General features: G+C 73.2%; 10 protein-coding genes. 4 read left to right on the top strand and 6 right to left on the bottom strand.

Annotated features, from left to right (window positions below):
* Positions 1–107: 107 nt before the first annotated feature.
* Together KF840_25985 and KF840_25980 are read right to left on the bottom strand one after the other, a co-directional pair.
* A complete protein-coding gene (locus KF840_25985; protein ID MBX3028357.1) occupies positions 108–1811 on the bottom strand; it encodes a cation:proton antiporter in 1704 nt (567 codons plus the stop codon).
* A 75-nt stretch (positions 1812–1886) separates the two neighbouring features.
* Positions 1887–3590, bottom strand: coding sequence for an amidohydrolase family protein (locus KF840_25980; protein ID MBX3028356.1), 1704 nt, complete (start codon positions 3588–3590; stop codon positions 1887–1889).
* A gap of 85 nt (positions 3591–3675) precedes the next feature.
* Here KF840_25980 and KF840_25975 point away from each other — a divergent pair, with 85 nt between their 5' ends.
* From KF840_25975 to KF840_25965, 3 genes are all read left to right on the top strand, one after another.
* Positions 3676–4575, top strand: a complete 900-nt coding sequence (locus KF840_25975) for a YcbK family protein (protein ID MBX3028355.1) — start codon at positions 3676–3678, stop codon at positions 4573–4575.
* Positions 4576–4710: 135 nt separating this feature from the next.
* Positions 4711–5334 carry a hypothetical protein gene (locus tag KF840_25970; protein MBX3028354.1) on the top strand — a complete coding sequence of 208 codons (624 nt, stop codon included), beginning with the start codon at positions 4711–4713 and terminating at the stop codon, positions 5332–5334.
* An 86-nt stretch (positions 5335–5420) separates the two neighbouring features.
* Positions 5421–6251, top strand: coding sequence for an SDR family NAD(P)-dependent oxidoreductase (locus KF840_25965; GenBank protein ID MBX3028353.1), 831 nt, complete (start codon positions 5421–5423; stop codon positions 6249–6251).
* Positions 6252–6293: 42 nt separating this feature from the next.
* Here KF840_25965 and KF840_25960 read toward each other — a convergent pair whose 3' ends face one another.
* On the bottom strand, positions 6294–7922 hold the full coding sequence (locus KF840_25960) for an acyl-CoA dehydrogenase family protein (GenBank protein ID MBX3028352.1): 1629 nt from the start codon (positions 7920–7922) through the stop codon (positions 6294–6296).
* A 109-nt stretch (positions 7923–8031) separates the two neighbouring features.
* On the opposite strand from KF840_25960, the gene KF840_25955 reads away from it, so the two are divergent.
* Entirely contained in the window at positions 8032–9468 is a 1437-nt protein-coding gene (locus KF840_25955; GenBank protein MBX3028351.1) for a dihydrolipoyl dehydrogenase, read from the top strand.
* A gap of 21 nt (positions 9469–9489) precedes the next feature.
* On the opposite strand, the gene KF840_25950 is transcribed toward KF840_25955, so the two are convergent.
* From KF840_25950 to KF840_25940, 3 genes are all read right to left on the bottom strand, one after another.
* On the bottom strand, positions 9490–10719 hold the full coding sequence (locus KF840_25950; GenBank protein ID MBX3028350.1) for a dicarboxylate/amino acid:cation symporter: 1230 nt from the start codon (positions 10717–10719) through the stop codon (positions 9490–9492).
* An 89-nt stretch (positions 10720–10808) separates the two neighbouring features.
* A complete protein-coding gene (ddpX, locus tag KF840_25945; protein MBX3028349.1) occupies positions 10809–11417 on the bottom strand; it encodes a D-alanyl-D-alanine dipeptidase in 609 nt (202 codons plus the stop codon).
* On the bottom strand, positions 11414–12769 hold the full coding sequence (locus KF840_25940; GenBank protein MBX3028348.1) for a sulfatase: 1356 nt from the start codon (positions 12767–12769) through the stop codon (positions 11414–11416). The genes ddpX and KF840_25940 overlap by 4 nt, the downstream gene beginning before the upstream one ends.
* Positions 12770–12809 lie beyond the last annotated feature (40 nt).

Raw genomic sequence — 12809 nt, 5'->3', positions numbered from 1 at the left:
CGCCATCAGCAATGGCCATAGGGATTGCACCCACCCGCCATTGCGACGCTGCACCCTCCGTGCCTCCGTGCCTCCGTGGTGAAGGTGCTTGGTCTTATCGAGGCCAGCTAGGCCAGTACTTCCTGTCGCTCGCCGAGGTCCCGCACCGCGGCGGCGCGCAGTTGGTCGAGGGTGCCCGCGGCGACCGCGTCCAGCACCTCGAGGAAGGCGCGGGCCGTCTCCAGGCGCGGCATGACGACGTAGTCCGCGCCGGCGGCGTACATCTCGCGCGCCTGGGCGATGGTCTCGGCGCAGACCACCACTCGCGCCGCGGGGTTGATGCGGCGCACGGCGCGTAGCAGGGCCATGTTGCTGGTGCTGCGCAGGAAGTCGTCCGACACCGTCGAGAGCACGAGCTGCGCGTGCTCGACGCCAACGTGCTCCAGGGTGTCGAGGTGGCTGATGTCGCCGTAGGTGATCGACACCTGCATGGCGCGCAGGCGCTGGTAGACCTCGGGGCTGAAGTCGACGATGTGCATGCCGGCGCCCGCCTCGCGGGCGCCGGCGGCGTGCAGGAGCGAGCTGGCGACGCGGTGGAAGCCGAGCAGGACGATGCTGGGGCGCGACTCGGCGCTCGCCGCCGCGGCCGCGTCCTCGGCGTGCTCGCGCAGCCCGAGGTGTCGCAGGAGCCGGACGCCCCCGCGCGCCAGGCGGTGGTTGGACATCACCATGTACGTCGACACCGTCGAGGTGATCACCAGGGTGAGCGCCATGACCGAGGTCACCTCGCGGTCGATGTGTCCGAGGGCGAGGCCGATGCTGACGATGACCAGCGCGAACTCGCCGGCCTGGGCGAGCGCGATGGCGCTGAGGATGCCGACGCGCGGGCCGAAGCCGGCCAGGCTGAGCATCGGCGTCACGGTGAGGAAGCGGCTGGCGATGACCACCGCCGAGAGTCCCAGCGACGCCGCCAGCACGCGTGGCGAGCCGAGGTCGAGCTGCATGCCGAGGGCGACGAAGAACAGGGTGACGAAGAAGTCGCGCAGGCCGCGGATCTTGGCCACGACGTCGAGCGTATAGGGCAGCGCCGACAGGGTGACGCCGGCGATCAAAGCCCCCATGGCGATCGAGAAGTCGGCGAGGACGGCGAAGTAGCCGATCAGCAGGCACCACGAGACGGCGGAGATGAGGACGATCTCCGGGCTCTTCGCGGCCCAGCGGAGCAGCGGCGGCAGCAGGTAGCGGGCGACGGTGAACGCGCCGGCGACCAGCCCGAGGCCGGCGAGCAGCGACAGCGTGATCGGCGCCAGCGACGGGTCGTCGAGGTTGGGTTGCAGCGCCAGCACGACGATCGCCAGCACGTCCTGGGCGAGCAGGATGCCGAGCGTGAGGCGGCCGTCCACCGTGTCGAGCTCGCTCTTGTCGGAGAGCAGCTTGACGACGATCATCGTGCTCGAGAAGGCGGAGGCGACGCCGAGGTAGAGCGCCGGCAGGCCGGCGAAGCCGAGACCGACGACGGCGACGTAGGCGAACAGCGCGCAGAGGAACACCTGCCCGAGCGCCACCGGCACGCCGATGCGGCCGGAGCGGACCAGTTTCTTCAGGTCGATCTCCAGCCCGACGATGAACATGAGGAAGGCGAGGCCGAGCTCCGAGAGGTCGGCGATCGTTCTCTCGCTGCGCACGATGCCGAGCCCCGGCGGCCCGATCAGCAGCCCGGCGCCGATGTAGGCGAGGAGCAGCGGCTGGCGCAGCGCGCGCGCGACGTAGGCCAACACGGTCGCCGCCAGGATGGCCGCGCCGATGTCGGTCAGGATGCTCTCGCCGTGCATGGGAGTCGCTGGTGGGACCGATGGCGGCGCGGTGCCCCCGCGCCGCCGGTTGTCCAGACGTCGCGCCGCGGGTGGCTACGCGGCGTGGCCGCGGACCAGGGCGCCGGGCCGCGCGCCGGTCGCTTCGCCGTTCTCGAAGGTCACCGCGCCGGAGACGACGGTGTAGCGATAGCCGTCCACCCGCTGCACCAGCCGGCGGCCGCCGCCGGGCAGATCGAAGACCATCTCCGGCGCGTGCAGGCGCAGCGCGTCGTGGTCGATGACGTTGACGTCCGCCTTCTTGCCGACCTCGAGGGTGCCGCGGTCCGCGAAGCCGTAGACCGCGGCGGTGTTGCCGGTCTGCAGCCGCACCACCTGCTCGAGCGGGATGCGCTCGCCGCGCCGCCGGTCGCGCGCCCAGTGGGTGAGGAGGTAGGTCGGCATGCTGGCGTCGCAGATCAGGCCGCAGTGGGCGCCGCCGTCGGAGAGGCCGAGGACGCTGCGCGGGTGCAGCATCATCTCGCGCAGCGCGTCGAAGTTGGCATCGACGTAGTTGGCGAGCGGCGCGAAGAGAAACTGGCGGCCGTCGCGCTCGAGCATCCAGTCGTAGACGACCTCCTCCGGGCGCCGCCCCTCGCGGCCGGCGACGGCGAAGACGCTGGTTTCCGGCGCCGGCTCGTAGTCGGGCGGATCGCCGAGCGGGAACATCTGCGGCCAGTTGGTGATGAGCAGGCGCGCGATCGGGTGCTCGATGCCCGGTTCCTCGGCGAGCAGGCGGGCGCGGACCTCGGGCGTGCGCAGGCGCGCCACCCGTTCGGCCAGCGGCAGCGCCGCCAGCTCGCCGACGTAGGTGGGATGCGAGATGAACGGATGCAGCGAGCTCTGCAGCCCGTACAGCATGCCGGTCGGCCGGCAGGGGACCTGCGGGACGATCCGCAGCCCGCTCGCCGCCAGTTCCTCGACGCGCGCCAGCGTGTCGCGCCAGGCGGTCGGCTGCATCGGCGTCTGCGCCAGGGCGAAGGTGATGGTGCGGCCGGTGCGGCGGCAGAAGTCGATCATCCAGGAGAGATCGGGTTCCTGGCCCTGCAGGTCGGCGACCATCTCGAAGACGCCGTGGCCGGCGGCGCCGAGCGCGCCGCCGAGCGCCAGCAGCTCCTCGGGCGTCGAGTGCGTGCCGGGGACCAGGCCGTGGCGCGAGCGGTGCAGGATGGTCCGCGAGGTGCTGAAGCCGACGGCGCCGGCGCGCAGCGCGTCCTCGGTCAGGCGCGCCATGGCGGCGATGGCGTCCGGCGTCAGCTCGTCCTCGTGCGCCCGCTCGCCGAGCACGTAGGCGCGCAGCGCGCAGTGCGGCACCTGGGCGGCGACGTCGAGCACGCGCGGCATCGCCGCCAGCGCGTCCAGGTACTCGGGGAACGACTCCCAGCGCCATTCGATGCCCTCGTGCAGGGCGGTGCCGGGGATGTCCTCGACCCCTTCCATCAGCTCGATGAGGAATTGCTCTTCGCCGGGGCGGCGCGGCGCGAAACCGACGCCGCAGTTGCCCATCACCAGCGTCGTCACCCCGTGCCAGCTCGACGGCGCCAGGATCGGGTCCCAGGTGACCTGGCCGTCGTAGTGCGTGTGCACGTCGACCCAGCCGGGGGTCACCAGCAGCTCGCCGGCGTCGATCTCGCGCCGGCCGCGCCCCCCGACCCGGCCGACCGCCGCGATCACGCCGTCATCGATCGCCACGTCGCCGGTGAAGCGCTCCCGCCCGCTGCCGTCGACGATGGTGCCCCCGCGAATGACCAGATCGTGCATGCGGCCCACTCAACCACAGAGCGCCACGCAGGGCCACCGCGGACCGCGGTGGCCCGTCGCCGGCCGCTGTGCTGAACTGGCGACCATGCGGCTGGTGGCGATCGCGCTGTTGCTGGCGTTGCCGGCGTTGGCCGAAGAGCGCTTCTACTTCAGCGGCGACGGGACGCTGCGGTTGGCCAACGCGCACTTCGCCGAGACGCTCGACGTGCGCTACCGCGACGCGGACGGGCGCTACGACCCCGAGGCGCTGGCGCGGATCACGCGCTTCTTCCGCTCCCGCAGCGACGGCCGCAGCGGGCCGATGGCGCTGCGCCTGATCGAGCTTCTCGACTGGTTCGAGGATCACTACCGGCCCCGGCGACTGGTCCTGGTCTCCGGCTACCGCAGCCCCGAGCTCAACCAGTCGCTGCGCGCCGCCGGCCGGCGCGTCGCCCAGACGTCGATGCACACCGAGGGCCTGGCCGCCGACGTGCAGCCGGTCGGCCTCGATCTGCGCCGATTGTGGAACGCGCTGCGCCGCCAGGAGATCGGCGGCGTCGGGCTCTACCAGCGGGAGGGATTCCTGCACCTCGACACCGGCCGGGCGCGGTTCTGGGAGGCGGCGACCTCGAAGGTCGACCAGAATCTCGCGCGAGAGAACGCGCGCCTGTTCGCCCGTACCGATTTCGACCGCTACGACACGCTCGACGGCGCGGTGATCAGTCTGCATTCGGTGACGGCGCTGCCGATCGCCATCCGCCGGCAGGCCCGCCTCGGCGACGCGGTCGTCGCCGTGGCGCCGCGCGACGACACGGTGCGCGCCGACGGCGACTGCTGGCTCTTCGCCGATCCCGCCGAGCGCTACGAGCTGGTGGTGCGGACGCCGCTGCCGGCGCCGGCGGACCGGCGCCCGATCACCCTCGACACCTGCCCGCCGCGCATCGGCGCCACCCCGGCGCAGGTGGTGACCAATCCGCTCACCCGCCTGCGCGATGCGGCCCGGTAGATTGTACCGGTCGCGTGGTAGTTTTCGCCGGCGCGGCCCGCGTCCGGCGGCGACATGGCGCGGTGCCGCGTCTGGCACCGCGTTTGCCCCGCACGCAGGTGATTCGCCTCGCGCCACAGCCAGGGAGATTGAGCCATGACCAGAGCCATCCGGATTCTGCTGCTGCTCGTGCTGTGGGCCGCCACGGCGGGCGCCGCCGAGCGCGTGGTCCACGGCGAGCTGGTGGTGTTGAACGCCGGCACGGGGCAGTTCCGCATCGTCGGCACCGATGGCAGCTTCACGGCGCCGCCGGGAACGCCGTTGCAGGCGCTGGATGGCAAGGCGGTGAACGTCGCGCTGTCGGACGGCCGCGTGATCCAGATCAGCGAACAGGCGGTGGCGATCACGCCGATCACCAACGGCTTCGAGACCGTCCGCGGCCAGCTCGTGCTGCGCGACGCCACCGGCCAGCGCTTCGGCGTCGCCGGCGACGCCGGCAGCTACGCCGCGCCCGCCGGTCTCGACCTGCACCCGTACGCGGGCAAGTGGGTGGAGGCGACGATCGACGGCGACGGCCGCGCCACCCGGGTGACGCTGCTCGCCGATCGTCCGCCGCCGGCCCCGGTTCCGCCGGCGGTCGACAGCGCCGCCATGCCCGGCCGCGCCACCTGCGCCGTCGGCGACGCGACGGTGGCGAGCGGCTCGTCGATCTGCCGCGCCGGCGTCACGCAGCGCTGCGACGACGGCGCATGGGTGAGCCTGGGCACGGCCTGTCAGTGAGTCGCGCCGGGCGGCGGTCGACCCATCCGCGCATCGACCCGGCCGCGGATTGAATCGGCGCCGGTCGGCGTGCGAAGACCGCGCCCATGTCGCTGTCGCCGGAAGAGTTCCGCACTCGCTACGGACCCTGCGCGCTGATCGCCGGCGCTGCCGTCGGGCTGGGCGCCGCCTACGCCCGGCAGCTCGCGGCGCACGGGCTCGATCTCGTGCTGCTGGATCGCGACCCGGTGCCGCTCGCCGCCACCGCGGCGGCGGTGCGGGCGGCGCACGGCGTCGCGGTGCACGAGCTGGTCGTCGACCTCGGACGGGACGACGTCGTGGAGCGCGTGCGCGCCGGCATCGCCGGGCGCGAGATCGGGCTCCTCGTCTACAACGCGGCGCTCGGCACCGTCGCGCCCTTCCTCGCCATCACGCCGGCGCACATCGACGCGATGCTCGCCGTGAACTGCCGCGCCCCGGCGCAGCTCGTCCACGCGCTGGCGCCGGCGATGGTCGGCCGCGGCCGCGGCGGCGTCGTGCTCATGTCGTCGATGTCGGGCAACGTCGGCTCGGCGCAGCTCGCGATGTACGCCGCCTCGAAGGCGTTCGCCCTGGTGTTCGGCGACGCCCTGTGGATCGAGCTGCGGCCGCACGGCGTCGACGTGCTGGTCGTGCAGCCGGGGTCGACCCGCACGCCCGGTTGGGAATCGTCGCAACCCGCCGAGGGCACCACCCTGCCGGTGATGGAACCGGCCGACGTCGTCCGCGAGGCGTTGGCGACCCTGGGGGTCGAGCCGCTGATCATCCCCGGCGAGATGAACCGCCAGGGCGCGGCCGGCATCGTCCAGCTCTCGCGCCGACAGGCGATCGAATTCATGAGCCAGTTCACCGCCGGCCTGCTGCGCAACGACCAGCCCGCGAAGTCCACGCCATCGTGAGACGCTGGCTGGGCCGCGCTTCCGCGCCGCCGCCCGATGCCGTCACGCCGTCGGACGGGCGCGCTCGATGATGCGGGTGAAGTGGAATCCCGGCGGCAGGGTGCCGAAGGCGAGGCGGTGCTGGTGGCCGAGGCGCGAGGCGCAGAACGCCTCGGCGACGGCGGGATCGCCGTCGCGCACCAGCAGCGAGCCCTGCAGCGCCAGCGCCATGCGCTCGACCAGGTCGCGGGCCCGCGCCTCCAGCGCCTCCGGGTCGCGCAGATCGTCGCGCAGCGCGAGGACGAACTGGTCGAGGCGCGGGTCGGCGCCGTGGGCGCGATCGAGCTCGGTGAAGAACGCCTCGACCACCTCCGGCCCGGCGGTCATGGCGCGCAGCACGTCGAGGCAGATGACGTTGCCGCTGCCCTCCCAGATGCCGTTGAGCGGCGACTCGCGGAAGACGCGCGCCAGCGGTCCCTCCTCGACGTAGCCGCCGCCGCCAAGGCACTCGAGCGCCTCGGCGGCGTGCGCCGGCCAGCGCTTGCACACCCAGTACTTCACCACCGCGGTCGCCAGGCGGGCGAACAGGCCCTCGCCGTCGTCGGCGCTGGCGCGCGCGTCGTAGGCGCGCGCCAGGCGCATCATCGCCGCGGTGGCGGCCTCGGACTCGACGCAGAGGTCGGCGAGCACGTTCTGCATCAGCGGCTGCTCGATCAGGCGCTTGCCGAAGGCGCTGCGGTGCTGCGCGTGGTGCGTCGCCTGCGCCACCGCCTGGCGCATGCCGGAGGCGGCGCCGATGGTGCAGTCGAGCCGGGTGTGGTTGACCATCTCGATGATGGTCGGCACGCCGCGGCCCTCGGGGCCGACCCGGCGCGCCCAGGCGCGATCGAATTCGACCTCGCTCGAGGCGTTGGCGCGGTTGCCGATCTTGTCCTTGAGTCGCTGGACGTGGAAGCGGTTGAGGGTTCCGTCGGGCAGCCAGCGCGGCAGCAGGAAGCAGGTCAGGCCCTTCGCCGTCTGCGCCAGCACCAGGAAGGCGTCGCACATCGGCGCCGAGCAGAACCACTTGTGGCCGGTGATCAGCCAGCCGCCGTCGCCCTTCTCGGCGCGGGTGGTGTTGGCGCGCACGTCCGAGCCGCCCTGCTTCTCGGTCATCGCCATGCCGCAGAGCGCGCCCTGTTTGCCGTCGGCGGGCTGGAAGCGCGGGTCGTAGTGGGTCGAGGTGAGACGCGGCTCCCATTCCGCCGCCACCTTCGGCTCCACCCGCAGCGCCGGCACTGCCGAATAGGTCATCGAGATCGGGCAGCCGTGCGCCGCCTCGACCTGCGAGGTGAGGTAGAACATCGCCGCCCGTGCCACGTGCGCGCCCGGCCGCGGCTCGCGCCAAGGCAGCGCGTGCATACCGTGGCCGACCGACAGGCGCATCAGCTCGTGGTAGGCGGGATGGTACTCGACCACGTCGATGCGATGCCCGAAGCGATCGTGGGTGCGGAGGACCGGCGGAGAGGCGTTGGCCTGCACGCCCCACTCGATCACCTCGGCGCGGCCGCAGGTGGCGCCGAGCGCGCTGGCCCGCGCGACGGCCCAGCCCGCGCCCTCCCGACGCATCGCCTCGCCCAGCGCCCGATCGCTGGTGAAGAGATTGTAGTCGCGCAGCGGCGGCGGTTGGTTGAGGACCTCGTGGGTGGGCATGCGTGTTCTTGGAACGGCCGTGCGGTTTGGTCAACCGGGGCGGGTGCGCCGGCGATCTCGCGCGCTCCGGAGAGGGCGTGGTAAGCGGCGGCGAGGAGGTGCGCGGGCGATGGAGGTGAAGCGGGTCGACGTCGCCGTCATCGGCGCCGGGACGGCGGGGCTGGCGGCGCGCCGTGCCGCGGTCGCGGCGGGGGCGAGCGTCGCGATCATCGAATCCGGCGCCTACGGCACCACCTGCGCGCGCGTCGGCTGCATGCCGTCGAAGCTGCTGATCGCGGCCGCCGACGCGGCGCACGAGGTGGCGCATGCCGGGCGGTTCGGCGTCCGCGTGCCGGACGGCGTGCGGATCGACGGCGCCGCGGTGCTGGCGCGGGTGCGGCGCGAACGCGACCGCTTCGTCGGCCTGGTCGCCGAGGGCGTGGCGGCGATTCCCGCCGCCGAGCGGATCCGCGGCCGCGCCCGCTTCGTCGCGCCCGGGGTGCTGGCGGTCGACGAGCACACCCGCATCGAGGCGCGCGCGGTGGTCGTCGCCACCGGCTCGAAGCCGACGCTGCCGCCGCCGCTGCTCGCGGCGGGCGCGCCGGTGCTGACCAACGAGTCGATCTTCGAGCTGCCCGACCTGCCGCGCTCGCTCGCGGTCGTCGGCAGCGGTGTCGTCGGCCTCGAGCTCGGGCAGGCCCTGCATCGGCTCGGCGTGCGGACCGTGTGCTTCTCCCACAGCGATCGTCTCGGGCCGTTCACCGACCCGGAATTGCAGCGCCGGGCCGCGGCGCTGCTCGGGCGCGAGCTGACCCTGCACCAGCCGGTGGAGATCGCCGTCGGGCGCGATGGCGAGCAGTTCGCCATCGCCTGGCGCGACCAGGCCGGCGACCACGAGGTTCGGGTCGACGCCGTGCTGGCGGCGGCCGGCCGTCATCCCGACGTCGCCGATCTGCAGTTGGCGCGGGCCGGCGTGCCGTTCGATTCGTTCGGACGGCCGCTGTTCGATCCCCACACCATGCAGTGCGGGACGGCGCCGGTGTTCCTCGCCGGGGACGTCAGCGACGATCGGCCGGTGCTGCACGAGGCCGCGGACGCGGGCCACATCGCCGGCGCCAACGCCGCCGCCTGGCCGAACGTCCGCCCGCGGCCGCGGCGGGCGCCGCTGATGATCGCCTTCACCGACCCCACCATGGCGCTGGTCGGCACGCCGTGGGCGGCGCTCGACGCCGCGCAGGTCGAGGTCGGCGCCATCGACTACGCCGACCAGGGGCGGGCGCGGGTCATGGGCCGCAACGCCGGGCTGGTGCGCATCTATGCCCGCCGCGCCTGCGGCACGCTGCTCGGCGCCGAGATGCTGGGACCGCGCGTCGAGCACACCGCGCACCTGCTCGCCTGGGCGGTGCAGTCGGGCCTGACCGTCGAGCAGGCGCTGGCCATGCCTTTCTACCACCCGGTCATCGAGGAGGGGATCCGCAGCGCGCTGCGCGACCTGTGGGCGCGCGTCGAACGCCGTCCGCCGCCGCCGCCGGCGCCGCACGATCTCGAATGCGGGCCCGGCACGTGAGCCGCCCGGCGGCGCCGGCGGTCAGGTCGGGTCGCCCTCGCCGCGCGCGACGACCACCGCGGCGGCGAGATCGCCGGTGACGTTCACCGTCGTGCGGCACATGTCGAGCAGGCGGTCGACGCCGAGGATGATGCCGATGCCGTCCGGCGGCACGCCGATCATGCCGAGGATCATCGCGATCACCGGGATCGAGCCGGCGGGCACGCCGGCGGTGCCGATGCCGCCGAGGATGCAGATGAACACCACCAGGATCTGCTGCGGCAGGCCGAGCTGCACGCCGTAGAACTGCGCCAGGAAGAGCACGGTGACGCCCTCGAACAGCGCCGTCCCGTTCTGGTTGGCGGTGGAGCCGAGGGTGAGGACGAAGCGGCTCACCTGCGGCGGCAGGCGCAGGTTCTCCTCCGCCACCTCGAGCGCCGTCGGCAGGGTGGCGTTGCTCGAGGCGGTGGAGAAGGCGGTGATCATCGCCGGCCGCACGCCGCGGTAGAAGGTGCGCGGGCTCATGCCGCCGAGGAAGCGGACGCTGGCGGCGTAGACGCCGAATTGTTGCAGCGCCAGGCCGAGGACGACGGTGAGCACGAACCAACCGAGCTGGCGCAGGATGTCGTAGCCGAGCCGGGCGGTGAGGCTGAAGAGCAGGCAGGCGACGCCGTACGGCGCGACGCGGATCACCAGCCCCAGCATGTGCATGGTGACGTCGTAGAGGCCCTGCAGGCCGCGCGTGAAGGCGCGCGCCGCGTCGGTGCGCGTCATCACCAGGCCGACGCCGAGGAAGAGGGCGAACACCATGACCGCCAGCATGTCGCCATCGGTCATCGCTTTGATGAGGTTGCTCGGCACGAGTTGGACGAGGAAGTCGACGCCGCTCGCGCCGCCGGCCAGCGCGCCCGCCGCCGGCGGCACGGCGCGGGCGGTGAGCTGGTCGCGCAGGTGCGGCGACAGGCCATCGCCCGGGCGGATGAGGTTCACCAGCACGATGCCGATCAGCACCGCGACGCTGGAGACCGCGACCGTGTAGGCGAGGGTCTTGAGCCCGATGCGCCCGAGCTCGTGCAGGTCGCGCAGCTCGGCGACGCCGAGCGCCAGGGCCGAGACGATCAGCGGCAGGACGAGCATGAACAGCAGGCGCAGGAAGATGCGGCCGATCGGCTCGGTGCCGTAGGTGAGGATCGCGTCGAGGACGGGGCTGTCGCCGAGCAGCAGGTGGGCGGCGACGCCCAGGAGCGCGCCGGCGACCAGGCCGATCAGCATCCGCGTCGACAGGCCCGGCTGCATGGCGTGGCAGTATGGGTGGCGGGGGAGGCGGGCGCAATCGCCGGGCGGCCCGCGCGCGCGTCAGGTCAGTTCAGCGGCAGGTCGAGCACCTCGAACCGCTCCCAGCCGTCGGCGTCGAAGTGCCACCACTCGGTCGGCAGGCCGGTGAAGCCGGCCTCGGTCATCAGGCGCTCGAGCCGCGCGCGGTTGGCGAGCGCCGCCGGCGGCAGGTCCTGGTAGTCGCGATGCGCGCGCGCCGAGAAGTCGTCGAACCCCGTCGGCATCGCCAGCTCCCTGCCGCTGGCGTCGACCAGCGTCAGGTCGACGGCGGCGCCGCGGTTGTGGCGCGAGCCCTTGGCGGGATCGGCGACGTAGCGCTCGTCGGGCACCAGCGTCCACATCGCCCGCTGCACCGACAGCGGCCGGTAGCAGTCGTACACCTTCAGCCCGAGCCCCTGGGCGGTGGCCGCCTGCTGGGCGCGCGCCAGGCGCTCGACGACGGCGGGGCGCAGGAGGCAGCGGGGCGTGGCATAGAGCGCGCGCCCGGTGAAGTTGCGGGGCGTGGCGTAGCGAAGGTCGAGGCGCAGGCCCGGGATCAGCGCCGCGGCGTCGACCAGCGCCGCCGGCGTGGCGGCGGGCGTCGGCGGCGCTGCCAGCAGGAGCAGCGCCAGGCGCAGGGCCGCGAGGGCGTTCACTCGTAGCCCAGGGCGCGCAGGTGCTCGCGCGTCGCCTCATCGGGCTCGACCCGCGCCGGCCTGGCGGAGAGCGCGGCCGTCCAGTCCTCGAAAACGCGGCGCAGGCGCGCCACCTCCTCGGGGTGCGACTCGTAGAGATCGTGCTGCTCGCCCGGATCGTCGGTCGTGCGGTAGAGCTCGAAATAGGTCTTCGGGTCGTCGAGATGCCAGCCCGGCGGGCCGTCGCGGCCGTGGTCCGGCGTCTTGAAGAGCAGTTTCCACTCGGCGTCGCGCACCGCCAGCCAGTGCGTCGAGTCGTCGTTCTCGAAGAAGAAGCGCATGTGGAAGGCGTACGGATCGGCGCGCGCGGCGGCGTGGCCGAGGAGCAGCGGCCGCAGGCTCTCGCCGCGCACCTCGGGGGGCACGGGCAGGTCGGCGAAGGCGGCGATGGTGGGGTAGAGATCGACCAGTTCCACCAGCGCGCTGACGCGCCGCGGCTCGAACACCGGGGCGCCGATGATCAGCGGCACCCGCAGCACCTCGTCGTACATCACGTCCTGGTGGCCGATGAGCCCGTGCTCGTCGCCGAACGCCTCGCCGTGGTCGGCGGTGACGACCACCAGCAGCTCGTCGCCGAGGCGCAGCTCGGCGAGCTTGCGCAGCACGCGGCCGACGAGGTCGTCGCTGTGGCGCACCTCGGCGTCGTAGCGGTCCCAGCCGGGGGTGGTCAGCCACGGGTTGCCGGCGGTCGGCGGCAGGTGCGGGCTCATGTCGTGGATCCAGACGAAGAACGGGTCGCGCGCGTGGGCGTCGAGCCACTGCATCAGCGCCGGCTCGTCGGCGGCGAACGACGCCTTGTGCTCGCCCGCCACCAGCGGCACCACCTGCTGCGGCACGACGGTCTCGAACCCCTGGCGGAAGCCGCCGCGCTCGCTCCCCAGGGCGGCATGGGTGTTGAACATCGCGGTCGCGAAGCCGCGGGCGCGGAACAGCTCGGCGAGGGTGACGGCATCGTCGGTCAGCGCGTCGCTGTTGGTGTAGGCGCCGACCTCGACCGGATAGCGTCCGGTCTGCACGGCCGCCAGCGACGGGATCGTCCACGGCGCCGCCGCGTAGGCGCGGTCGAACACCACCGATTGCTGGGCGAGCGCGTCGATGTTCGGCGACGTCGGCATGGTCGTGAAGCCGTAGGCGCCCAACCGGTCGGCGCGCAGCGTGTCGATGCTGATCAGCACCACCTGACGCGCCCGCCAGGTCTCGGCGTCGGGCCGCGCCAACAAGGAGCGCACGCTGAGCGCGGCGGCGATGACCACGATCAGCGGCGGCAGGAAGCGGCGCAGGCGGGAGATTTTTTCGGGTGGCGGAGTGTTCAAGGCGAATAGGCCGGGACGCGCGGCGTCCAAGGCCCGGACC

It is taken from the genome of bacterium, assembly GCA_019637795.1.
GTDB lineage: Bacteria > Desulfobacterota > Binatia > HRBIN30 > CADEER01 > JAHBUY01.
The sequence above is the reverse complement of the archived record's forward strand: the minus strand, read 5'-3'. Positions and strand labels throughout refer to the sequence as shown.